The 24,222-nt window shown below is 66.6% G+C and carries 19 protein-coding genes; 5 read left to right on the forward strand and 14 right to left on the reverse strand.

Translation table 11 applies throughout. From position 1 onward, the window contains the following. The 3 genes from VMT40_RS28775 to VMT40_RS28785 form a co-directional block, all read right to left on the reverse strand. Positions 1–654 carry a phosphatase PAP2 family protein gene (locus VMT40_RS28775; protein WP_326362061.1) on the reverse strand — a complete coding sequence of 218 codons (654 nt, stop codon included), beginning with the start codon at positions 652–654 and terminating at the stop codon, positions 1–3. Positions 655–681: 27 nt separating this feature from the next. Continuing rightward, positions 682–2,943: an MMPL family transporter gene (locus VMT40_RS28780; protein ID WP_326362062.1), complete on the reverse strand. Its 2,262-nt coding sequence runs from the start codon at positions 2,941–2,943 to the stop codon at positions 682–684. Positions 2,944–3,166: 223 nt separating this feature from the next. Continuing rightward, complete coding sequence (locus VMT40_RS28785; RefSeq protein ID WP_326362063.1) at positions 3,167–5,074, reverse strand: acyl-CoA dehydrogenase family protein; 1,908 nt, start codon at positions 5,072–5,074, stop codon at positions 3,167–3,169. A 117-nt stretch (positions 5,075–5,191) separates the two neighbouring features. Between VMT40_RS28785 and VMT40_RS28790 the strand changes: the two genes are divergently transcribed. Together VMT40_RS28790 and VMT40_RS28795 are read left to right on the forward strand one after the other, a co-directional pair. Beyond that, positions 5,192–6,604: a threonine/serine ThrE exporter family protein gene (locus VMT40_RS28790; RefSeq protein ID WP_326362776.1), complete on the forward strand. Its 1,413-nt coding sequence runs from the start codon at positions 5,192–5,194 to the stop codon at positions 6,602–6,604. 146 nt (positions 6,605–6,750) lie between these two features. Continuing rightward, positions 6,751–8,901, forward strand: a complete 2,151-nt coding sequence (locus tag VMT40_RS28795; protein WP_326362065.1) for an MMPL family transporter — start codon at positions 6,751–6,753, stop codon at positions 8,899–8,901. Positions 8,902–8,905: 4 nt separating this feature from the next. Here the strand turns inward: VMT40_RS28795 and VMT40_RS28800 are convergent, their stop codons facing one another. Together VMT40_RS28800 and VMT40_RS28805 are read right to left on the reverse strand one after the other, a co-directional pair. Further along, positions 8,906–9,175, reverse strand: coding sequence for a LapA family protein (locus VMT40_RS28800; protein WP_326310393.1), 270 nt, complete (start codon positions 9,173–9,175; stop codon positions 8,906–8,908). A gap of 264 nt (positions 9,176–9,439) precedes the next feature. Further along, positions 9,440–9,802, reverse strand: a complete 363-nt coding sequence (locus VMT40_RS28805) for an ArsR/SmtB family transcription factor (protein ID WP_326362067.1) — start codon at positions 9,800–9,802, stop codon at positions 9,440–9,442. Between the two features lie 95 nt (positions 9,803–9,897). Between VMT40_RS28805 and VMT40_RS28810 the strand changes: the two genes are divergently transcribed. Then, entirely contained in the window at positions 9,898–10,677 is a 780-nt protein-coding gene (locus VMT40_RS28810) for a hypothetical protein (protein ID WP_326362069.1), read from the forward strand. A gap of 12 nt (positions 10,678–10,689) precedes the next feature. Here the strand turns inward: VMT40_RS28810 and VMT40_RS28815 are convergent, their stop codons facing one another. From VMT40_RS28815 to VMT40_RS28825, 3 genes are all read right to left on the reverse strand, one after another. Beyond that, on the reverse strand, positions 10,690–11,928 hold the full coding sequence (locus tag VMT40_RS28815; protein ID WP_326362070.1) for a thiolase family protein: 1,239 nt from the start codon (positions 11,926–11,928) through the stop codon (positions 10,690–10,692). 107 nt (positions 11,929–12,035) lie between these two features. After that, entirely contained in the window at positions 12,036–12,764 is a 729-nt protein-coding gene (locus tag VMT40_RS28820) for a TetR/AcrR family transcriptional regulator (RefSeq protein WP_326362071.1), read from the reverse strand. A gap of 13 nt (positions 12,765–12,777) precedes the next feature. After that, positions 12,778–14,028 (reverse strand): cytochrome P450, encoded by a 1,251-nt coding sequence (locus VMT40_RS28825; protein WP_326362073.1) that lies wholly within the window; start codon positions 14,026–14,028, stop codon positions 12,778–12,780. Between the two features lie 485 nt (positions 14,029–14,513). On the opposite strand from VMT40_RS28825, the gene VMT40_RS28830 reads away from it, so the two are divergent. After that, positions 14,514–15,458 carry an aldo/keto reductase gene (locus VMT40_RS28830; RefSeq protein WP_326362074.1) on the forward strand — a complete coding sequence of 315 codons (945 nt, stop codon included), beginning with the start codon at positions 14,514–14,516 and terminating at the stop codon, positions 15,456–15,458. A gap of 272 nt (positions 15,459–15,730) precedes the next feature. On the opposite strand, the gene VMT40_RS28835 is transcribed toward VMT40_RS28830, so the two are convergent. The 4 genes from VMT40_RS28835 to VMT40_RS28850 all read right to left on the reverse strand — a co-directional run bounded on the left by VMT40_RS28835 (position 15,731) and on the right by VMT40_RS28850 (position 18,542). Beyond that, entirely contained in the window at positions 15,731–16,045 is a 315-nt protein-coding gene (locus VMT40_RS28835; protein WP_326362076.1) for a CopG family transcriptional regulator, read from the reverse strand. 96 nt (positions 16,046–16,141) lie between these two features. Further along, the gene (locus VMT40_RS28840) at positions 16,142–16,618 is read right to left on the reverse strand and encodes a hypothetical protein (protein WP_326362078.1); all 477 of its coding nucleotides are present in this window, start codon (positions 16,616–16,618) and stop codon (positions 16,142–16,144) included. A gap of 102 nt (positions 16,619–16,720) precedes the next feature. Continuing rightward, positions 16,721–17,677, reverse strand: a complete 957-nt coding sequence (locus VMT40_RS28845) for a hypothetical protein (protein ID WP_326362079.1) — start codon at positions 17,675–17,677, stop codon at positions 16,721–16,723. 403 nt (positions 17,678–18,080) lie between these two features. After that, complete coding sequence (locus tag VMT40_RS28850) at positions 18,081–18,542, reverse strand: MerR family transcriptional regulator (protein ID WP_326362080.1); 462 nt, start codon at positions 18,540–18,542, stop codon at positions 18,081–18,083. A gap of 24 nt (positions 18,543–18,566) precedes the next feature. Here VMT40_RS28850 and VMT40_RS28855 point away from each other — a divergent pair, with 24 nt between their 5' ends. Further along, positions 18,567–19,277 (forward strand): SDR family NAD(P)-dependent oxidoreductase, encoded by a 711-nt coding sequence (locus VMT40_RS28855; RefSeq protein ID WP_326362081.1) that lies wholly within the window; start codon positions 18,567–18,569, stop codon positions 19,275–19,277. A 49-nt stretch (positions 19,278–19,326) separates the two neighbouring features. Here VMT40_RS28855 and VMT40_RS28860 read toward each other — a convergent pair whose 3' ends face one another. Together VMT40_RS28860 and VMT40_RS28865 are read right to left on the reverse strand one after the other, a co-directional pair. Further along, positions 19,327–19,791, reverse strand: a complete 465-nt coding sequence (locus tag VMT40_RS28860; RefSeq protein WP_326362083.1) for a thioesterase family protein — start codon at positions 19,789–19,791, stop codon at positions 19,327–19,329. Positions 19,792–19,851: 60 nt separating this feature from the next. After that, entirely contained in the window at positions 19,852–24,192 is a 4,341-nt protein-coding gene (locus VMT40_RS28865) for a caspase, EACC1-associated type (RefSeq protein ID WP_326362084.1), read from the reverse strand. Positions 24,193–24,222 lie beyond the last annotated feature (30 nt).

The raw sequence follows: 24,222 nt of genomic DNA on the forward strand, positions 1-24,222 counted from the left end.
TCAGCGCGAAACCTGTACTGCCGCTGGCGTTGCCGTGAAATAGCGGAACGGGAGATAGAGCGCTGTCACGAGTGAGACAGCGGCTGCCGTACCGCCCAGTACGTCCGTCGGATGGTGGTATCCGAAGCCGACCATGCCGATCATGACGGCCGGGAGGACCACGATCATGACGAGGACGGTCGTGGTGCGGACGCGGGTGGATTCGCTCACCAACGCGAACGCGGTGACGACGGCGACCAAATGGACCGTGTGGCCGCTGGGGTAGGCCAGGTAGTGATCGAGTTGGCGATCCCAGAGCGGTTTGAGGGCAAAGGTATTCACGGCCACGACCAATTCGGGTGCGACCACCGCGAATCCGGCCTGCCACCACTGGCGGCGGTAGGCGAACCAGGCGGCGAAGGCGAGAAGCAGCGGCAGGACCACGTAGTTGTTGCTGGGGAAGACCAGCACCGAGTAGGCCCAACGGTGGGTGTCCAGCGCTGAGTGGATATCGCCTTCGAGGGTCCGATCCACGCTCGTCGATCCGCCGCCCGTGGGAAACGACAGTGGCACAAGCACTGTCACGAGCAGCCCCGCAAGGATCAAGCCAGGCAGGGCGGCGCGACGGGGCCAAGTGTCGGGCGTCGCCGGGGCGGGGGCGGTCGATCTGGTCACGCCTGCACGATAGCGACGACGACCGTGTCACTCTCGCAGGGCCGCGCGTTCCAGGAGTGGGCGCGTGCGGGTGGGGGCCCACCAGTTGGCGGTGCCCATGACGCGCATGAAGGCGGGGACCAGGACCATGCGGACGAGGGTGGCGTCCATGAGGACCGCTAGGGCCAGGCCCACACCGAGCATGCGGTTCATGGTGACACCGCTGGCGGCGATACCCGCGAAGACGACGGCCATGAGCAGGGCCGCGGCAGTCACGATGCGGCCGGAGCGGGCGATGCCGAGGGCGACGGCATTGTCGTTGTCGGCGCGGGTCTTGGCCGAGTTGTCCCATTCCTCGGTGAAGCGGGCCAGCAGGAAGACCTCGTAGTCCATCGAGAGGCCGAAGGCGACGCAGAACAAGAGGACGGGCAGGGTGCCGATGGTGTATCCGGTGGTGAGGGTGCCCAGGCCGCCGAGGTGACCCCATTGGAAGATCCACACCAACGCACCGAAGGTGGCCGAGAGCGAAAGTGTATTGAGGACCAGCGCTTTCAGCGGCAGGACGACGCTGCCGGTGAGCAGTAGGAGCAGCACGAAGGTGACGATCGCGATCCAGGTGATCGCCTTCGGAATACCTTGGGCGATGCCCGCTCCGGCGTCCGCGGTCTGTTGGGCGAGCCCGCCGAACAGCACCGGCGCGGGTGCGCCGACGGCGTGCAGGGCGTCCAATTGCCGTTGGGCCGCACCGGAATAGGGGTCCAGGCGGGTGGTGACGGTCAGGTGCACGGTGTCGGGGCCGACTGCGGTGGGATCACCGGGGCCGACCGGCGTTTCGTAGGCGAAAGTGCCGGTCGGGCCGATCACGGACTCGACCTCGGGCACCCGCGACAGCGCGGCGGCGTAGGCGCTCACGTCGATGCCCTGCCCGCGCACGAGGATCTGCACGGCGCCGGTCGCGTTGTCGTCGAAGCGATTTCGCAGGAGATCCCCCACTTGGCGGGATTCCAGCGTGCCCGGCAGCACCCGATCGTCGGGCAGACCCAGCCGCAATCCGACTATGGGCGAACCCAACAGCAGGAGCAGCGCCAGAACCGGGAAGGCGCACAAGGCCGGTCGCCGCTGGACGCCGCGCGCCACCCGGTACAGCAGACCCCGCTCGACAGGTGCCGCCTCCCGCAATGGTTTCCGGTTGATGCGGTCGCCGAGCAGGACGAGCAGCGCGGGCACCATGGTCAGGGCCAGTCCGATGGACAGGGCCACCACGGCCAGCCCGGCCGAGGCCAGCGAGCGCAGGAAGGCCATGGGGAAGAACAACATTCCGATCAGCGCGATGCCGACGGTGGTGCCCGAGAACGACACGGCCCGGCCGCCGCGCCGCATGGCCACGGTCAACGCCTCGGTGCGGTCCCGACCCCGCGCGATCTCCTCGCGATAGCGTCCGATGATCAGCAGCGAGTAGTCGATGGCCAGGGCGAGGCCGATGGCGGTGGTGATGTTCAACGCGAACACCGACAGTTGAACAGCGAACGTCATCAGGTACAGCACGGCGCTGGCGCCGGCGATGGCGACAACCCCGGTGAGGAACGGAATGAGCGCTGCGACCGGGCTTCTGAGGAACCACACCAGCAGCAGAAAGGTCAGCGGCAGCGCGATGGCCTCCGCCACGGCCAGGTCACGCTGTGTCTGCTGCCCGGTCTCCCGCCACACCATGGCCTGCCCACCCGCCCGGACGGTGACCTCGCCCGCAGGCCCGGTGGCCTCGCCTTGCCGGTTGGTGAAGTCGCTGCCCGGGCCGACGGCCGCATCGCCTTGGCCGACAACGGCATCACCGCCGCGGGCAGCGATATCGGCACTGCTGCCGGTGAATTCGGCCGCCAGCTCATGGGCGACAGCCGGTACCGAGTTCTCATCGCCGCGCACCGTGGCGACGATCAGCCCGATCCGGCCGTCGCTGCTGACCAGTGCCTTGTTGTTCGGTATCGGCGCGGTCCACGGCGACATCACCCCGGAAACCCGCGGGTCCCCCGCGAGCCGCTGCGCGATCTGCCTACCCCGTGTGGTCGCCGCGGGACCGGCCGCGCCACCGGGCGATTCGACGGTGAACACCAGCTGCGCACCAGAGATCCCGTAGTCGCGGCCCAGAATGTCCGCGGCCCTGGCCGATTCGGAGTCGGTCGCCACGAACCCGCCATTGGACAGCCGCCCCGCCGCCTGTGATCCGAGCGCCCCACACACCACGAACCCGATCCCGACCAGGACGAGCACCAGCTTCGGCGTCCGCATCGCCGGTCCGATCAACCTGTCGATCATCGCTGATCCTCGCCGTCGCGCGGACGACCGCACCCCGAGGCAACGATTCCCCTCACAGCATTGCGATCCCCCCGATTGCGCGGGTCGATGTCGATCACTTCCTGGGTCCGACGGCATGACTGAGAGGTGGTGCGAACACCCTCTCAACGATGCTGACGGGCAAGAAGGTTCATCGTGGGCGAGGGATCGAGTCGGTCGGGGGCATGGTGACGCGCGGGATGGATCAGTCGAGCATGGCGGCGCGGAGCATGTTCTCGGGGACGCCGAGGCCCTCGATCAAGGTCAGCGCCTGGGGGCGGAGGCGGTCGACCAGTTCGTTCACGCCGCGGCGGACGGCCTTGGCGCGTTCGACCGACATGAAGCGGTGCATGATGTACCAGGCCTGGTTTTGTTCGAGGGTCCAGTAGACGTACAGGTCGCAGACGGTGTTGGCGAGGGCGCGGGCGTCCTCGTCCTCGATCTCGGCGATGCCGTCGATGAAGGCTTCCAGGACCATGCGCTCGATGTGGGCGGTGCCCGCGGCGAGGATGTGGTCCTGGGCATTGTTGAAGGCCTCGAAGGGGCCGGTTTCCTTGGCGCGGGCGCGCAGTCGGTGGGCGGCGGTGCGGGTCAGGTAGTCCTCGCGGTCGGCGAAGAGTTGCAGTTGCACCGAGCGGCGGGACAGGTCGCCCTCGTCGACGGTTTCGTCGCCGCGGTCGCGCAGGCGCTGAATCATCTGGCGCACACCGGAACGCTCGCGCACCACATCGCGGGCGGTGGTGGCGGCGAAACGCACCCAGCCGAGGGCGTCGAGGTCGCGGACCTCCTCCGCATAGGCGGTGAGCAAGTCCTTGGCTACCAGCTGGGTGAGGACCACGTTGTCGCCCTCGAAGGTGGTGAACACGTCCGTGTCGGCCTTGAGGGTGACCAGGCGGTTCTCGGTGAGATAGCCCGCGCCGCCGCAGGCTTCGCGGCACTCCTGGATGGCCGCGGTGGCGTGGCGGGTCTGGGCCACCTTGAGACCGGCCGCGCGATTTTCCAGCGCACGCTGGGCCAGCGGGTCGGTGTCCTGGCCGGTCTGCACCAGGTGCATGCGGTGCACGAGGTCGTTCTGCGCGAAAGCCAGTGCGTAGGAACGGGCCACGAGCGGCAGCAGGCGGCGCTGGTGACTGCGGTAGTCCAGCAGCAGGGATTCCTCGCCGGTGTCCGGGTCGGAGAATTGGCGGCGCTGTTCGGCGTAGCGGACCGCGATGCTCAGGGCGACGCGCGCCGCCGCGGCCGCCGCGCCACCGACGCTCACCCGGCCGCGCACCAGGGTGCCGAGGGTGGTGAAGAAGCGCCGACTCGGGTTGGCGATCTCGGAGCTGTAGGTGCCGTCCGGGGCGACATCGGCGTAGCGGTTGAGGAGGTTCTCGCGCGGAATTCGCACCTGGTCGAACATGATTCGGCCATTGTCGACGCCGGGCAGGCCGCCCTTGAGCCCGCAGTCGGAGGTGGTGACGCCGGGCAGGTCGGAGCCGCCCTCGTCGCGAATCGGCACCAGGAAGCAGTGCACTCCGTGGCTCTCCCCACCGGTGATCAGTTGCGCGAAAACCGCTGCCATGCGGGCGTGTTCGGCCGCGCCGCCGATGTAGTCCTTGCGGGCGGACGGAGTCGGGCTGTGCACCACGAACTCTCGGGTGGCCGGGTCGTAGGTGGCGGTGGTCTCCAGGTTCGCCACGTCGCTGCCGTGGCCGGTCTCGGTCATGGCGAAGCAGCCGAGCAGGTTCAGCGAGATCAGATCGTCGATGTATTTCCGATGCCGTTCGGTGCCGAGGTTTTCCACCGCGCCGCCGAAAAGTCCCCACTGCACACCGCTTTTCACCCACAGCGACAGATCGGTGTAGGCGAGCATCTCCAGGGCGGTGACGACCGCGCCCGGGTCTCCGGGGGTGCCGTCGGCGTGATGGAATCCGCGTTCGACCCAGCCGAAAGAGGCCACGAGTCTCATTTGTTCCAACACGCGGGCCCGGGCCGCCTTGATGTCGAGGGCCGGGTCCCCGTACAGCCGATCATCGTCGAGGATCCTGCGAGCTTGTTCGCGCACCTCACGCCAGGGACCGTCGAGTGCCGCGCGTAGCTCTTCCGCAATCGAAACGCCGCTCGTCGCCATACTCGAAAACACTACTGCCCGGGCCCGGCTCACCCCGGTGATCTTTCGCACCCGTGTAGTTTCGGTCCTGTGACCAACGAGTTGGCTACCGACGAGCAAGCGGGAGCGCCCGCGGGACTGCGCGCCCACTGGCAGCGGCTGCTGACCGGAGCGGTGCTGCGGCTGACCGCCGGGCGGCGGGCCACGGCGGACACGGTGGTCGAGATGCCCGCGCCGGTGCAGCCCATCGATCTCACCGATGACGCGACGGTGACCGAAGTGCTGGATCTGGCCGAGCGGGTGGGCGAGGTGGTGTTGGCCTCGGGCACGGCTGTCACCGACACCACCACGCAGATCGAATTCATTGCCGCCACGTATGGACTGTCGAAGTGCGATATCGACGTCACCTACAACTCGATTCGTATCTCCGCCGATCGTGGGCCGCGGCTGCCTCCGGCCAGCACCATGCGCGTGGTGCATTATCGTTCGCTCGACTTCACGCGGCTGGCGGCGGTCGATCGACTGACCCGGCGGATCCGTCGCGAGTTGGTCCCTCCGCAGGAGGCGCTCGCGGCGCTCGACGAGATCACCGGCGCGCCGCACCCGTACCCGCGGTGGGTCGCGACCTTCGGCTGGGCGCTCATGGCCGCGGGGGTGGCGCTGCTGCTCAATGGCGGGTGGGCCATCGCGCTGCTGAGCTTCGCGACCACCACGGCCATCGACCGGACCAATCGGGTCTTGAATCGGCGCGGGCTGCCCTTCTTCTTCCAGCATGTCGCGGGTGGCATTATCGCGGCGACGCCCGCGGTGTTGATCTCGACCTACGCGGGCAGTCTGCACCTGGATCCCTCGCTCATCATCGCGGCGGGAATTGCGGTGTTGCTGGCCGGTTTACAACTGGTCGGCGCGGTCGAGGACGCGATCACGGGTGCGCCGATCACCGCGTCGGCGCGGCTGCTCGAGGTGGTCATGATGACCGGCGGCATCATCGCGGGTATCGCGTTGACGCTGCGGGTGGCGGAGGTGCTCGACGCGTCGGTACCGACCGTCGACATGGTGTCGGCTCGCGACCTGACCAATCTGCCACTCAAGTTGCTGGCCGGTGCGGTCACCTCGGCGGCGTTCGCGCTGGCCTGTTATGCCGAACGTCGGGCATTGGCGGCGGCGGCCTTCAGCGGTGCGGCGGCGACCATCGTCTACCTCTTGATCCAGCATTTCGGGTTCGGGCCGGTCGTGGCGTCGGGTGGCGCGGCGACGGTCGTGGGTCTCGCCGGTGGTCTGCTCGCACGGCGCGCGTTGACCCCGCCGCTCGTGGTCGCGGTCGCGGGCATTACTCCCCTGCTGCCGGGTCTGCGCGTGTACCGCGGGCTCTACGCCCTGCTCAATGACGAGATGCTGATCGGCTTCAATCAGCTGTCCGGCGCGTTCGGTGTGGGACTGGCTTTGGCGGCCGGTGTCACCCTCGGCGAGTGGATGGCTCGCGATCTCCGGCGGCCTCGAATCGTCAAGCGGATAGGCGGTATTCGGCGTCCGCGCTTCGCCTCCAGTTGAGGAGTAATAGCCGAATCGCATTGTAAAACAACGTTTTTCACTTACGGTGATCTTGGCTGTTACCGTGCAGTATGACCACGCGACGCACGGGTAACCGCGATGTCTTCGCGCTATGGGGAAAACTCGTAGCACAGCACCGATTTGTGGTGCTCGCAATCGTGGCGGCCGCCATGCTCGGCCTCGGCGGGTATGCCTGGGGCTTCGAGGGACGGCTCAGCTCGGGTGGTCTGGATGATCCGAATTCGGATTCGGCGCAGGCCGACAGGGTGGCCGCGGGAGCGTTCGCGGCGGGGCACGATGTGGATGTCGTTGTGCTGTACAAGGCTCCGGAGGGCACGACGTTCGATGACCCCGAGGTGAGTCAGCCGGTCATCGACAGTCTCAACGGGCTCACGCAGCGGCTGCCGACGGTGGTCGAGGGGGTGAATGCCTCGTACTTCCCCGGCGTGAACGCCAGCAAGGGGTCGGCCGGGGGCTTGATCTCGAAGGACAAGACGCGGACGTTGGCGACGATCGCGCTCAAGGACATCACGGTTCCGTACACGACTTTGACCGACGCGCTGGCGGTTCCGGGCGTGCAGGTGCAGGTCGGTGGCTTGCAGCCGGTCGCGACCGCGTTGACCGACACCATTTCGGCCGATACCCATCGCATGGAGTTGCTGGCGATTCCGGCGGTCGCGGTGCTGCTGTTCTTCATTTTCGGCGGGGTGGTCGCGGCGGCGCTGCCGTTGTTGATGGGTGTGCTCACGGTCTTGGGCGCGAACGGCATCGTTCGGTGGATCACGAACTTCACCGAGGTGAGCAACTTTGTGGCGCCGGTGGTTTCGATGATCGGGCTGGGGTTGGCGATCGATTATTCGCTGTTCATCGTGAGTCGGTTCCGGGAAGAGGTGGCGGCCGGGTACGACACGCCGACCGCGGTGCGCCGGTCCGTCATGACGGCGGGGCGCACGATCCTGTTCTCCGCCACCATGATCGTGGCGAGTCTCGGTGGCATGCTGATCTTCCCGCAGGGGTTCCTCAAATCGATTGCCTACGGCGCGATCGCGACGGTCACCCTCGCCGCGCTGACCGCCGTCACGATTCTGCCCACGATGCTGGCGATTCTGGGGCCGAAGGTGAATGCGCTGGGTATCAGGCGATTCCGGCGCGTGGCTTCGGCTCAGGCTGTCGAGCAAGGCTTTTGGGGGCGTTGCACCGGGTGGGTGATGCGGCATCCGCGGAAGATCACCGCCGTCTTGATTCTCGGCTTGCTTCTGCTGATCGTGCCGGTGCGCAATGTCGCCTTCGGCGGGTTCAGTGAGAAGTATCTGCCGCCGGACAATACGGTTCGCGTGGCGCAGCAGCAGATCGACACCTACTTCCCGTATCGCAAGTCCGATCCGATCGAGTTGATCATCGAGACCGAGGACACCACCGAGGTCGGTCCGCTGGTCGCCCAGGCGAGCCACGCCCCCGGACTGCTGCCCGCCGGGTTCGAGATTCCGACCCGCTCGCAGATCGAGCCGAATGTCTTTCGCACCCAGGCCTATCTGGTCGATTCGACCAAGTACGACAAGACGATCGACTACATCCGGGCGCTGCCGGTTCCCGAGGATGTGACGCTGCTGGTCGGTGGTGTGCCGACCGTCCAGCACGACACCATCGCGGCACTGCTGAACCGTTTGCCGCTGATGATCCTGCTGGTGCTCGGCGTCACCACGATCCTGATGTTCCTGACCTTCGGCTCACTGGTGCTGCCGTTGAAGGCCGCCTTCATGAGCGTCCTCGGCCTGGGCTCCACCCTCGGCATCCTCACCTGGATCTTCACCGAGGGCCACGGCGCGACCCTGCTCAACTTCACCCCCCAACCGATTCAAGCGAACATCCTGTTCCTGATCATCGCCATCATCTACGGCCTCTCCACCGACTACGAGGTATTCCTCTTGTCCCGCATGGTCGAAGCCCGCGCCGCCGGTGCCACCACCGAGCAGGCCATCCGCTCCGGCACCGCCCAAACCGGCCGCATCATCACCGCCGCCGCCCTCATCCTCCTGGTCGTGACGGGCGCCTTCGCCTTCTCCGACCTGGTCCTCATGCAGTACATCGCCTACGGCATGATCGCCGCCCTCATCATCGACGCCACCGTCCTCCGCATGCTCCTGGTCCCCGCCACCATGAAACTCCTGGGCGACCGAGTCTGGTGGGCCCCCCGCTGGATGAAACGCATCCAACGCCGCATAGGCCTCTCCGACCCCGTCCTCCACGAAGAGCCCCACCACTTCCGCAAGCCCGAGTTGGCCGACGCCCGAGCCTGATTCGCTAAGAGCCCGCGGCGGCGCGGCGCAGCTGCCAGATGCGGGCTCCGCCGACCAGGGCCATCAACAGGATCCCCGCGATCACCGCGAACAACAGCGCCACTCCGAGGGGCCACTCGAAATCCCAACCGAGAAAAGAGATCACGACCCGCTGCGTGTTCTGCAGGATGAAGATCAACACGACGACCAGCACCAGCGCCCCCGACGCGAGCGCCAGCCACACCCGACCGGTCCGCGTGGATTTGATCGATCCGCGGCGAGGCCCGGTATCCACCGGTGGTCCGGCGGGCGGCGGACCGACAATGGGCGGCGTGCCCGGTTGCGCAACCGGCGGCGGTTGCACAGGCCCTGGAACCGGGCGATCCCCCGGCGGAGTAGTGGCTGGTGGTTCCGGCGTACTCGTCATAAACCCCGAGTACCCGCGAATCACCTGACGATCAGCCCGATTTCGACCGGCAGTCGTGAGCTAGCTGCCGACGAGCATGCAAATTGGCGGGTAAACGTCAAGAAGAGGCCTGCTGATTTGCATGCTGGTGGGTTAGGAGGCGGATTGGGGGTGGTCGGGGAGTCCTAGGCGGAGGTGGTCTATGTGGTAGATGGCCTCGTCCAGGAGTTGGGCTACGTGGGTGTCGTAGAGGGAGTAGATGATGCTGCGGCCGGTTCGGGTGCCGGTTACCAGGCCGAGGTTTCGCAGGAGGCGCAGTTGGTGGGAGACGGCTGACTGTTCCATGCCTACTGCTTGGGCCAATTCGGTGACCGGCAACGGGCCCTGGCGAAGTTCGGTGAGGATAAGAAGGCGGCTGGGGGTGGCCAGGGCCTGGAGTGTGTTGGCTACGTGAGCAGCGGATTCGGCGTCCAGGCGAGCTGCTGGCCGGTCGCGGCCCTCGACTCCATGTCCCATACTCCGGCATGCTACCTCGAACACAATATATGAAGACGTCTTCATGTCTTCTGTTATCGTGGGCTGCGTCCCTGCTGCTCGCTTCGGAGGTCGCGATGAGTTTGACCGCTCCCGCCCTGCTCGCCGCCGGAGCCGGTGTCGGCTTCGGGCATGCTGTGCTGCCCGACCATTGGGTTCCGCTCGCGGTGATCGCCCGTACCCAGCGGTATCCACTGCGGAGGGTGCTGCGGCTCTCGGCGCTGGCGGGGATGGCGCATGTGGCGCTCTCGCTGGTGCTGGGCGCGATTGTGATCGGCGTCGGATTGCAGTTCCGGGCCACGGTCGAACGACACGAAAGCTTGATCGTGGGTGGGCTTTTGATCGCGACCGGGTTGGTGTTCGCGGTGCTGGAGCTGCTCGGACGCGGGCATACGCACAGCCATGACGAGCATGGTGGGCATGGGCATGGGCACGACCACGACGATCACGGCCATCACCACGACGATCACGACCGTGACCATGACGATCACGACCGTGACCACGCCCACGGCACCGACCACCACGCGGTGGCCACGATCCCGGTCAGTGCGCACGAGCACGGGCAGAATCGGGTTACGCGGTTGTTGGCCTTCGTGATTCCGTTCGGTGCGGCAGCCTCACCCGATTTGACCATCCTGCCGGTCTTCCTTGCCGCGAGCGCGGTGGGCGTGACGGCGGCGGTCGGCACCCTTGTGGCGTTTTCGCTGGTCACGCTCGGCACGATCGTCGGCTTGACCCTGCTCGGCGTGGTCGCCGGTTACCAGCTGCGCGGCGCGTGGATCGACAAGGGCGCCAACCTGATCACGGCCGCCGTGCTGGTCCTCCTCGGAATCCTGGTCGCCACCAACGTCATCTGAGGAGGGGAATCCTCAGGCGGCGGAAGGGTTTTCGAGGACGATGGCCACGCCCTGGCCGGATCCGATGCAGACGCCGATCGCGCCGTAGCGCGCATTGCGTTCCCGCAGTTCGGTGGCCAGGGTCAGGACGTAGCGGGCACCCGTGGCACCGAACGGATGACCGATCGCGACCGCCCCGCCGTTGGGGGTCAGCTTCTCGTCCGGGATGGTGAAACCGCCCAGCTGGTTGGGCAATTCACGCAGTACGCCCAGGGCCTGGGCGCTGAATGCCTCGTGTACCTCCCACACGTCGATCTGCTCGGGTGTCAGACCCGCGCGCTTGATGGCCAGCGGCAGCGCCCACGCAGGAGCCAGACCCATGTAGAGCGGATCGATGCCGTACACCGCGGACGACACCACCCGGGCCAGCGGTTCGACGCCGAGTTCGGCGGCCCGCTCACCCGAGGCCAGCACCAGCGCGCTGGCCCCATCGGTCAGGGGCGTCGAGTTCCCGGCGGTCATCTGTGTCGTCCCCGGCTGCGGCGGCAATGCCGCCAGCGCTTCGGCGGTGGTGTCGTCGCGGATGAACTCGTCGTGCTCGAACAGGCGGGCGGGGGTCTTCCTCGTGCCGGGAATCTCGACCGGCATGATCTCCTTGGCCAGTCGCCCGGAATCCCTGGCCGCCTTGGCGTTTCGTTGCGTCCGGAGCGCGAACGCGTCGATCTCCTCGCGGGTCAGCCCGTACCGGTCGGCCACGTTCTGTGCCGTTTCGATCATGCCGATGTAGGCATTGCGCGCCAGCAGCGTCGGATTGGCCGGGCCGCCCGCACCGGCCCACATGGTGTCGAGCAGGATGACCGGGCCGCGCGGCCCGAACGGGGAGTCGCCCTTCATGTACGCCCAGCCCGACCGCGACATCGACTCGACGCCGCAGGCGATCCCGACGCCCAGGTCCCCCGCCTTGATCGCGTGCGCGATATTCACGGTGGCGCTCAGCGACGACCCGCAGAACCGGTTGATCGTCGCCCCGGCCACCGTATCCGGGAATCCCGCCGCCAACGCCGCCCACCGCGCGACGTCACCCATCCCCTCATGGGCCGGATTCACGCAGCCCGCCACGATGTCCTCGATCTGATCGAGCCCCACCCCGACGCGCTCGCACGCGCCCTTCATGGTCATCCCCAGCAGGTCGTCGGCCCGAATGTGCGACAGCGAGCCACCGTATTTGGCGAATGGGGTCCGGACACCACCGAGCACGAACGCTTCCGTCATCACGATCTCCTTCGAGAGTGTCCTCGGATCTCAACGGGCCGAGCGCCGTTGCCCTTCCGATCTTGCCCCGGTTCCAACGGAATCCGCGACACCGCCCCGAACGACGGCTACTGGGCGACGAGGCCGATGCTGCGGCCGATATCGGCGAGGGTGGAGTCGAAGAGGACGTCCGGGTGGGAGATCTGGATCGGGTAGTTGTTGAAGACCTCGAGGGTGACGTGGCCGTAGAGGCGGGCCCAGAACTGGATCATGACGTAGCTGACGCCGAGGTCCAGTTTTTCAGCGGGGAACTTCTGGCCCGAATCGGCCAGGACGCGAAGGAGTTCGGTTTGGAAGGTGATCAGGTCGTCGCGCAGTTCCGGCGGAATGAGTTCCGTGGGCGGGGTGATGACCTCGTATTCGGTGAGCAGGCGGCCCGCCGCACCCAGGAAGATGCGCCCGACCGGTTCACCGAATTGCTGCATGGCGCTGGTGATTCCGGCCGTGACCGGCGACGCGAAGACGAGGGTGAATTCCCGGGAGTGCGTCAGCGCCCAGCGGCGGAAGCCGCGGCAGATGGCGAAGAAGCGGGTGCCCGCGTCGTCTGGGAGGTCGGCGATGGCGGCCTCCAAATCCTTGGCGAGGTCGCCGCAGACGTCGGTGCGAACCGCCGCGACGAGGTCGTCGCGGGATTCGTAGTACCGGTACAGCGCGGGAGCGGTGATGCCCAGCTCCCGCGCGATGGCCCGCAGCGTGATCGCGTCGGGCCCCTGGTCGACCAGCAATGACCGCGCGACGCGGCGAATGTCGGCGTCGCTGACCGCGGGCACGCGGCCGCGTCGGCGAGGTTCAGTCATGCCGGTGTGGACCTCACTCGTACTTGACCTGCCAGCTCTTGATGCCGTTGAGCCAGCCGGAGCGCAGGCGAACGGGGTCGGAGACCTGGCTCAGGTTCGGCATCACGTCGGCGATGGCGTTGAACATGAGGTCGATCTCCAGTCGGGCCAGGTTGGCGCCCACACAGAAGTGGGTGCCGGTGCCGCCGAAGCCTACATGGGGATTCGGGTTCCGGAGAACATTGAACTCGAAGGGGTTCTCGAAGACGGTCTCGTCGAAGTTGGCGGCGGAGTAGAACATTCCGACGCGCTGGCCCTTCTTCAGCTCCTGTCCGCCGAGCACGGTGTCCTGCAGCACGGTGCGCTGGAAGGCGATGACGGGGGTGGCCCAGCGCACGATCTCGTCGGGCGCGGTGCGCGGCCGCTGTTCGCGGTAGAGCTCCCACTGCTCGGGGTGGTCGACGAAGGCCTTCATGCCGTGGGTGATCGCGTTGCGAGTGGTCTCGTTGCCCGCGACCGCCAACAGGATCACGAACCAGGCGAATTCGTCCGAGGCCAGCGCCTCGCCGTCGACGTCGGCATTGAGCAGCGTGGACATGATGTCCCCGTGGCCGTCCAGGTCGACGGGGCACTTGCGCTTCTCCTCGGCGAGGTTCCAGGAGTAGCCCATGACCTCGGCGGTGGCGACCTTGTGATCTCCGTTGAAGTCCGGATCGTCGTAGGAGATCATCTGGTTGGTCCACTCGAAGATCTTGCCGCGATCCTCCTGCGGAATGCCGATGAGCTCGGCGATGGCCTGCAGCGGCAGCTCGCAGGCCACCTGGGTGACGAAGTCGCCGGAGCCGGTCTTCTTGGCCTCGTGCACGATTCGCTCGGCGCGCTCACGCAGCGCGTTGCGCAGGCTCTCGACCGCGCGCGGGGTGAAGCCCTTGGAGACGATGCGGCGCAGCTTGGTGTGGCGCGGCGGGTCCTGGTTCAGCAGCAGGAAGCGCTGGACCTCGATCTCCTCGCGCATGATGTCGTCGTAGAAGCGGATGACCGCGGTGTTTTCCTCGGAGGAGTACACCTCGGGGGTCTTGGAGATCTCCTTGATGTCTTCCATCTTGGTGACGGCCCAGTAGCCGTCATCCTTGAACCCGCTGCCCGCCTGCGGAATCCAGGCGACGGGGCTGGTACGACGGAGTTCGGCGAACTCTTCGACGGGCAGGCGGGTGGCGAGCAGATCGGGATCGGTGAAATCGATCCGATTAGGGATGGACGGCGCGGCAGTGCTTTCTACAGACACGGAACCTCCTTTGGAACACGTTCGCCGTCGAGTGAACCACACCACACTGCCGTTTGTGAACAGGTATTACTAAATGGGTTTCATTTGATGTGTCATCGGCCCCTGACCTCGAATCGCACCGCCTCGTCGGCGTACCCTTGATAGCGGTCATCCGCTGGCAAGCGGAGTCGCTCGGACCAGGGATTCGGGGGAAATATGAGTCCGATCCTCATGTTGGTGCACGACACCTACAACACCGTTCTCGCTCAGACCCATGACCCGGAAGTGCCGCCAACGTCGGATAAGACACTGAAGGTGGTTCGCTACCTGACCTGGCTGGTGATCTTCCTCGTCATCGTGGCTGCGGTCGGCGGCGTAACCACATTGCTCGTTGTGTTGTCCCGGAGACGATCTCGAGGCGGACCACCGCGGTAACCGACGGGCAGGCGCTGGGTGGTGTCGACGGCGATGGTGACCGGCGGCCGTGGCGGCGCTAGGTTGGCGGCATGGCACTTTTGGGAACGACCGACCTCGATATCTACCCGCTGTGCTTGGGCGGGAACGTCTTCGGCTGGACCGCGGATCGGGAGCAGTCCTTCGCCGTGCTCGATGCGTTCGCGGCGGCGGGCGGGAATCTCGTCGATACCGCCGACGCCTACAGTGCGTGGGTGCCGGGCAATTCCGGCGGCGAATCGGAAACGATTCTGGGCGAGTGGATGGCTGCGCGCGGCAACCGGGACACCATGTACATCGCGACCAAGGTGGCCAAGTCCCCTGCGCGGCCCGGCCTGAGTGCCGCCAATATACGTGCGGCCGTGGATGATTCGCTGCGCCGACTGCGCACCGACTACATCGACCTCTACTACGCGCACCACGACGACACAGAGGTCCCGCTCGCCGAGACCCTGGGCGCGTTCGACGAGCTCGTCCGCGCGGGCAAGGTGCGGTATCTGGGCGCGTCCCAGTACACCGCCCCGCGCCTGGCCGAGGCTCTCGCCATCGCCGACCGCGAGGGCGTGGCCCGCTACCGGGTCGTGCAGCCGCAGTACAACCTGATGGATCGCACCGTCTACGAGGGCGAACTCGCGGACCTGTGCGTGCGCGAAAAGCTGGCGGTGCTCCCCTATTACGGCCTCGCGAGGGGTTTCCTCACCGGCAAATACCGCCCCGGCGACACCGACACCGCAAACGCGAGTCCGCGCGCCGACGCCGCCCGCGCCTACCTCGACGACCGCGGCCTCCGTGTCCTGACCGCCCTCGACGAAATCGCCACCACCCACAACGTCCCCGTAGCCACCGTCGCCCTGTCCTGGCTCCGCGCCCAACCCGCCATCGCCGCCCCCATAGCCAGCGCCCGCACCGTCGACCAACTCACCCCCCTCCTGGCCTCCGCCACCCTCACCCTCACCCCCACCGAGCTCAACCAACTCACCACGGCGTCCCACCGTTGAACCCATCCCCGCCCCGCCCCCACCCCCGTCCGCGCCGCCTCTTCCGCCCCGCCTACCTGATCCTGGCCTTCCTAGCCCTCCCCCTCGTATTCGGCTGCGGCACCCTACTACTGATCATCCTCATCTCCCCCCACTCCACCGCCCCCTCCACACCACACCCCACAACCTCCTCCAGCCAATCCAACCCCTCACCCGCCCTACCCACCCAACACCCCTGCTACCCCTTCCAACCAAACTGCTGACACCACGCGTCATGACTCGTCGAGAGGCGGCTACGTCGGTTCGGATTTGACGACATACAGTCGGGGCGTTGGGAGTTCGAGGCCGAATATGCGGGCCAAGGCGACTCTCAGGGCCTCCTCATCGGAGAGGTCCGCCGAGTGTCGGCGATCTCGTGTTTCGACAGCTGGCGTGGGATCGGGCTCTACCTGGGCGATGCCAGGCTGTACAAGCAACGAGCCGTCGTCGGACGATAATGCTTGGCGCAGCGCATCATTGACAACCTGCCGCTTCGACCGCCGCTGCCTTCGCGCCGCCTCCTCGAGCAGTACAACGACGTCAGGATCAAGAGCCACGGAAATCCTCACGCCTCCATGATTCCCGCTCCCCGCCCCGCAGTGGAGAGAACATTTTCACAGGCCAAAGAACCTCTCGAAAACCGAACACCGCGCTGACTGAAGCGGCTATCTCGGTTCGATTTTGGCAGTCGCAGAGGGTGCGAGACGCCGGGTCCAGACCTCGCGGATCGCCACGGCCACCAGGATTACCAATACAGCGGGAACTGATTCGAGGAAGAAGCTCCAGTGCCCGAGTGGCATTGCGGCCCAAATCAACGCTGCCGTCACGAACGGCACGAGGACGGTGATGATTCCGGCGGCCACCCGCCGCACCGCGACCGCCTCGGCTACCGCCGCGAGAACCAGCAGGCAAAAAGCGACGAAGGTCAAGCCCGAGGTGATATCGAATCCGTCCGACGGGACGTAGTCCGTGTACCTTCGGGGCTCGCCCATTCGGGATCCATGAACAATCCAGCCAGCATCGCCGCGGTCGGAATCACCGAACCATGAGATTCCCCCTGCCACCATGGTGGCCGCGATGAAGAACCACCAGAACGCATACCCGCAGATACGTGCTACGCGAAATAGCTGGTAGCGAGTCATACACGGCAACTTAGAACATTCCACTCCGTCCATGGCGCTCCGCCGGGAATGGCTCGCCGATGACCAGTAGGCCGTGCGGTGCGGGCGTCGGCGGCATAGTCGTCATTCACCGCTGTGGGTGGCACGTTCGCGCAGCTCGCCGAGGATCCGGAATGCCCATCTTCGAGTTCGTTCGTCGTTGCTGGTGGATGCCGCACTGACAACGGAATGCCATGGCGGGGCGGTTATCAGTGACCAGTAGCCGGTTCGAAGTGACTCCAGGGTTGCCCAGTTCGGTGGTGTCCGGTTCTGGCGACCGTCCAGAAAACAGGCGAGAATCCAGAGCCAGCGATATCGGTCCACGGTGGGTGTGAGCGCGCCCGTGTGCGAGAGGTAGTCGGTGAGGACCTGTTCGGCGTGCTCGTAGTCCCAGATGGTGCCGCCCATGCCGTCACTCCAGACCAGCGTGGACATCAGGTCTCCGGTGTGGTCGATGAGAGCCTCGTCGGCATCCGGTGCCGCTATCGCTCGGTGGATCGGTACAGCGCAGGCAACCTTGTAGGCGTATTCGCCGTTGAGGTAGTCGCCATCGCAGGCCTTGCGCAGGAGCCACGGTTCCGCCGCGGGATCGTTGAGCTCGCAAATGGCTTGGACGAGATACACGCGACCCCAACCCGCGGTGCGGTCGGCGAGCCAGATGAGGTTGGCCGTGGCATCGGGAAGCCGTGCGAGAGCCTGGGCGGCCAGAAGTCCAAAGGTGTTGGACAGCAGTCCGATTGTCTGGATCAACGAGACATCCTCTTCGGTTCCGACAGCGGCGAGTATCGCCATGCCGAGCACAGTCGGGTTCTCGTCGATGCTGGTGCGAGTGAGACGACGGCCCAGTTCACGAGCTTGGTCAGGCTCCACGCGGCTGATTGCCTCGGCCATCGACGGCCACAGGGCGCTCTCGATGTCGTACTCGATGACCTCGCGGCGGAGCCGTTCGATGTCGCGGTTTTCTGGTGGCGCACCGAAGTATTCATCGATCAGGCAGCTCGTACGGGTGCCCTGGTAATCGGACCTGTCGTCACCTCCCACGCGAATGAATCGGCGGTCGGCATCCGGATACGGTCTGCCTTCTTGGGGCAGTGGGATGCCCGGGTATCTCCGGGCGAGGGCGAGAGCGTGGTTGTAGAAGGAAGTCCGGGGGCGGGGCTCGGCCGGGCCGGTGGTCACGCTCATCGCGCGGTGGAGGACTCGATTCTTCCGATCATGAGGGCCGATAGTGACAGGCGTTGCCCTCCTTCGCAACTCGGCGGGTGGGAGTGGGGCTAGCGGGGGTCTTCTGGGTTTGGGTCGTCCAGGGTGAGGTCTCTGGTTAGCTTGCTGAGGTCGGAGTTGATGCCGTCGGCGTTTGTTGTTATGGAGGCTGTGTAGGGGGTTTGGGGGTCGTCGATGTTGGGGTTGTCGGGTGATGTCATGGGGGTCAACGCCTTTCGGTTCAGTGGGGGGTTGGTGGGATTACCCAGAGGGTGTCGGCGTTGCCTGCGGTGAGGCGGGCTCGGTAGACGGCTAGTTTGTGGTCGATGAGCTGCAGGTTTTGCTGGAGTTCGGCGAGTTTGGCGAGGACGGTGGCGCGGTGGGATTCGAGGAGGTCCAGGCGCTGTTGTTCGTTGCCGCGACCGGCGTCTACTAGTTGGGCGTAGTGGCGGATGGTTTTGATGGGCATGCCGGTGGCTCGCAGTTTGGTGCAGATGGTGATCCAGTCCAGGTCGAGTTGGCGGTAGCGGCGGCGACCGGTGGAGGTCCTGGTGATGTTGGTGAGGACCAGACCGGCGCGTTCGTAGTAGCGCAGGGTGTGCACGCTGACGCCGGTGCGGCGGGCGGCCTCGGCGATGGTCATCCCGGCCTCCGGATCGGGATGGGCCGATTGGGGTTTCGATTGCGCCTTGACTTCGAGCACGCTCTAAATTCTAGCGTCGCGGGTATGACAACAACTTTGATCACCGGAGCCAACAAGGGGCTCGGCTATGAGACAGCTCGTCGGCTCGTTGCTGCGGGCCATACCGTCTACATCGGCAGCCGGGATGCTGTGCGCGGTCGACGTGCCGCCGAAGAGTTGGGCGCGCGGGCCGTTCAGCTCGATGTCACCGACGATGCCTCCGTACTCGCCGCGGCCGAGACCATCAAGGCGGAAGGCGGGCTCGATGTGTTGGTCAACAATGCCGGAATCGCGCCGGAGTGGAGCGCACCCGACGACGTGGTCGGTGCCGGAGAGGTGACCGCGGACTTGATGCGGAGGACGTTCGAGACCAACGTTTTCGGCATGGTCCGCGTGCTGCACGCGTTTCTGCCACTACTGCAGCGGTCGTCCGCCGCGGTGGTGGTCAATGTGAGCAGTGGGTTGGCATCACTGACCCGGTCCGCCACCGAAGGCACAGCGGCGCACGCCTACCCCGGCGTCGCGTACCCGGCGTCCAAGTCCGCCGTCAACGCCATCACCCTGCGCTACGCACACGCATTCCCCACCATCCGGATCAATGCCGTGGAGCCCGGATTCACCAGCACCGACCTCAACGCGGGAGCCGGACGACAGACCGTCGAGCAGGGCGCCGAAATCATCGTCCGCATGGCTCAAATCGACCACGACGGCCCTACCGGCGGATACTTCGACACCGACGGCACCCTCCCCTGGTAATCGAACCGGGTGAAAGCTAGTGATGAGATCGGGTGCGACACAGGGGCTGTCACAGTGTTGGTGCGGCGATCGGGGCGTGGGGCAGACGGGTGAGCGGGGGCACCGAGATGTCGGTTGCCTTGACATTGATTCGGGCGATGAACTGTTCGGTGTCGATGATGGCACGGTGATGAATGCCCTCACCGATGTTGTCGCGATCGTCGCGAGCCTGGACCGACCATCGAATGCGGCGACCTTGCACGGCGGTGACCTCGACCTGCACGGTGACCGTCATGCCGGGCAGCGAGGGCGCGACGTGACTGACATCGATGTGGGTTCCCACGCTGGTCTGCCCTGGGCTCAGGTGCGGATGGAGGTGGCGTGCGCAGGCCCACTCCATCAGGCCGACCAGGTAGCCCGTCGCGAACACCGCTGGAATCTGTTGAAACTCTGGCGAATCCGGGTAGAGGTCGGGCACCGTCCGACCCTCCGGGATTCGGTAGATCAGTTCCGAGCGGGCACCGACTTCGATCACAGAATTCCACCTCGCTTGCGCGTATTTCCTTCGCCATCCGCGTGTTTCGCGCCTGCCAGGCTATATCCCTCGTCGCCGCAACGCGACGCTTTCGTCGCCGCGATCGGTCGCTTTCCCGGCGTCCAGACGCAGGGCTTCGTCGGCGATATCGCCCAGCAGCGCCGGATCGAATCGGGCCACCGCATCCAATGCCGAGAACCAGGGTCCGAGGGTCCACACCTCGGCCAGGAGTCGACGGATCTCGCGTCGCGCGGCCTCCTTCTCGGCGGCCGGGAGACCGGCGGAGGTTCGGACTCGAGCATCCACGATGCGCGTGAGCAATCGCGAGCGCGTCTCGCCCTCGGTCGTATGCGCCAATTCGTCGGCGTAGCGGCCGTCCCCGATCGCCAGGGCCACCTCGACGAGTGGTTCGACGGCGAGGTCGCGGAGGTCGGCGCGCGGAATCTCGCCGAGCAGCAGTGCCGCATCCCGCAAGATCGTTCGCGCGCTGTCGGTTCCGAGATTCTCGGCCAGCGCCGGAATGACCACCGCCAAGGCCCGAATCCGCTCCACCACCAACGGAATACGCTCGCTGAACCGCAAGGCCCGCTGCTCCTGTCCGGCTCGCACGAGCGCCGCGACCACCTCGCGATAGGCGAGGGATCGTTCCCTCTCGTCCGAAACGACGCTCGCGATCATGGCCGCCTCACCGAGCGGACCGGTCCGGGCCCGCGCCGCCGCGAGCACCGAATACACGTGCTGCGGATCGAGATCGAGGGGCGAGAGTCCGTCGACCAACCGGCCGACCCGATCACCGTCGCCCAGGGCCGCCGACAGCAGCACCAGGCTCACCCGATCGGGCAGCGTCGCAACGTAATCGGCCGCCGCCACGGTCTTCTCGAACTCGTCGAGCAGCGGACCCACGATCGGTGCGGCGAGCTCGATGCCCGCGTTCTCGACCATGTAACGCAGGACCGTGCACCGCCGTCCGACCCCGAAGATCCGGTCCAGCACACCGTGTAGGCGATCGGCGTGCCCCAATTCGACGAAAACAGCGGCCAGACAACCCAGTTCGTAGTCGAGTCCGTCCGGTGGTTCGGCCCAGCTCGAGTACAGACCGGCGAGCCGCCGCCCCAGCCCCGTCGCCGAATCGATGGCGCCGATGGCGATCAGGCCGCCGGTCAGCTCAGCCAGCGGTGTGGGCCCGTCCCGATCGGGCTTGGCCGCTACCAGCACGGTCCTGGTGAACTCCCACAGCGCCTTCTCGTCCCCGGCGATCACCCGGTCCAGCAGCAGGTGCAGCGTCCGCATCGCGGTCTCGAGGAAAACCGCTGCCTGCTGGGCGGTTTCGTCGGGTCGCGTGCCGAGGTGGGTGAAAACCAGGAATCTGCAACCGTTGTCGTCGATGCGGTCGGCCAGCGCGGCGGCCCGGATCATGTCGCGGGCGATGACCAGGGCCCGAATCACCGTGTAGAACGCGAATCCGCGCTCGTAGGGATCGGTGGTCCGATACGAGGTGCGTTCGATTTCGGCGGCGAGACGTCGCCCGTCGGCGATCCGGTCGGCGGAGACGAGTGCGGGCAGTACGGCGGTCAGGATGTCGAGTCCGTTGGTCCCCGGCGCGAATTCGCGACCCAACTCGATGGCGTGATCCGGATCCTCGAGCACGACCAGGCATTCGACCAGATGCTCGACGATCTCGAGACGCGCCCGCCCCGTGTACCCGGCCAGCCCGGTCTCGACGGTATCGACCTCGGCGCGGAGCTCGTCCCGAAATCCCCCGGCCACCAGATCCGAGGCGACCCGGGCCAGGAGGCTCGACCGTTCGACCAGATCGACGATCGACCGTCCGATGGCCAGCGCCGACCCGACGCACATGGCGGCGGGCTCCGGCTCACCCTGCAGCGCCATGGATCGCGCGATCCGGCACAGCGCGACGGCCTGGAAGTCCGCGGACTCGATCAGGCGGCCCAGGGAGAAGCCCTCCTCGAAGTCGCCGATATCGGCGAAGGCAGCGACCGCGTAACTCAGAATCTCGTCCCGATGATCGGGCCCCTTCACCAGCAGCGCATGCCGATGAACCTCGCCGATCGCCACCTCGAGCTCCGCCCGCCGATCCTCGGCCCGCCAGGCCGAAACCAGCTGCGCGAGAACGCGAACCCGCTCCCGGGGCGTAATGATCTCCTGCGCCAGCTCGGCAGCGGTCTCGGGGTCTCCGGCCTCGATCAGGCCGGTGGCGATCCGGCGACGGTCATTGTCGGTCAGTGTGCGGTGGGTCGATCTGCGCAAGGCTTCGACCAACGATCGATTGCCCGACGGATCGGCAGCGCTGAATTGCACCGAATCCAAGGCGATTTGCGCCCGCAGACGTCGACCGGACCGCAGCATGCCGTCGACCAGACTCTGCGCCCGGGGCAGGTCCCCGAGCAGCGCGAGCGCGGCGGGCAAGCGCACCGGGACATTGGTGCCGCGCTGGGTCAGCCGTCGCCGCCGCATGGCGAGCCGCGAGACGGACAGCAGATCGGGATCACGATCGGCCAGCCAGAGCCGCGAGACGGTGGCGATCTCGTTGCGCGCGGTCCCGTCCCCGCCGGTGAGGTCCAGCAACCGATCGTGGCGGACGGTGTCCAATGCCAGCGCGGTCATGCGCGCCACATCACGCTGCCCGCGCAGCATCGAGAAGTACCGGGTCAGTAGGTAAGTCGGGGTGCGGCTCGGCCAGCCCTGATCGCGATATCGGGCGGCCCAGGCGTGAATCCGCTCGCGATACCGCTCCATGAGCGTCCGCCCCAGCGCGGTCTCGGCCTCCCGCTGCAGGGTCTCGTGGGCGAGCAGATTGATCTGATCGGCGGCGTAGCGACTGGTGTAGGCGCGGAAGGTGCGGCCGGTGACGCCGGTGAGCGTCTTCTCGATCCGGAACGGCGGCAATCCGGTGAGGTCCTCGAGTTCGCTCGCGGTGAGACCGTGTGCCGCGGTGATCAACCCGAGGATCTCCTGATCGTCATCGGAGCGCTCCAGAATGCCGCGCAGCTCCAACCGCGCGGCCTGAATGATGTCGAACGCCGCCGGGGACCGATCCACCTCGCGGCGACGGCAGTGATGCAGCGGGTGATTGCCGGGAACATCCAGCGGCAGTGCGGGATTCGGCCGCGCCGCGACAATGACCCGCAGCCCGGGCCCCGGATTCTTCGGCAGCAGCGAGGCGATGCTGGGCTTGCCGCGATCCTCGTCGAGGCCGTCGACCAGCAGCACCAGTCGCGCGCCACTGTCCGCGGCCCGCTGGGCGGCCAACTCCAGCAGATGCAGACGCAGCGCGTCGCGATTGCTCCCCGCCCGCGCGAGCGCCGCCGCCTGATCCGGCACCAGCACCGAAAGCTGTTCCAGCACAGCGTCGGTGAACGCATTGTGATCGTCCTGCGCCGCCAGCCGCGAGGTGATGAAGAACGACACCACCCGCACATTCGGCGGCGGATGCAGCGCGAACCACGTCATGATGGCGGTCTTGCCAGCCCACGGTCCCGCCTGCCACCACACGTAAGGCTCGTCGCCCGAACAGAATTCGGCGAGCTCACGGAGTTCGGCCTCGCGATCGAGCAGCCCGTCCGCGGGCGTGAGATCGCGGATCTGCGCCGTATAGGCGGTGGCGATCAGCTCCGGGAGCCCGACTGGCTCGCTGCGGCCGGTCCATCCGGCATTGGCCGCGAGGGCCACCCGTCCGGCCGTACCGCGTTCCAGCGCTTTGGGTTTGGGCATATTGGCGGCGGGCAGCCGGTCGCGCAGTTCGCGGAACAGCACCGACATGGTCAGGTAGCGATCCGCCGTCGGCACCCCGGTGCGGAGGATGTCGAGCATCATGCCCGTGAACGCGGTGCGCCCGCCATCCCCCTTCGCCACCGCGAACTTGGTCTTCTCATCGGTCGCGGTCAGCACGAACGCGCCGTCGATATCGGTGGCCGCGCGCAGGATCTCGCCGTCACCCGCGAGCACCTCGCGTCCGAACGCCTTCCCGCTGTGGCAGCAGTCGAGAATCACCACGACCGCTCCCCGCGCATTGCTCTTGATCCGCGACCGCACGATCGAATAGGGCAGCGCCGTCACATCCGCCTCGTCGGCGCGGGTTCCGGTGTGCGTCAAGTGCAACTGGTTGTCGACGACCACCCCGTGCCCGACGTAGTAGACGAGCAGCAGCCCGGTCGCCGCCCGCGCGGCGGCGGTAATGGTGGCGGCCATGGTCGACCCGTCGGCCGGGTCGAGCACGACATCGATGTGCCGCTCGGGAATTCCGGTCTGGGTCCGCAGGAACTCGGCGAAGTCGGACAGGCTGCGTGCGATCTCCGGAAAGGAGTCGAATCCCGAGTCCGCGTCGTAGTTCGCGGTTCCGATCAATACCGCACGGGTCGCTTCCGGGTCAGGAAGCGTCATCCGGCACCAATCCCACTGTCATCCTCCCCC

It is taken from the genome of Nocardia sp. CDC160 (genome assembly GCF_035818795.1).
Lineage (GTDB): Bacteria > Actinomycetota > Actinomycetes > Mycobacteriales > Mycobacteriaceae > Nocardia.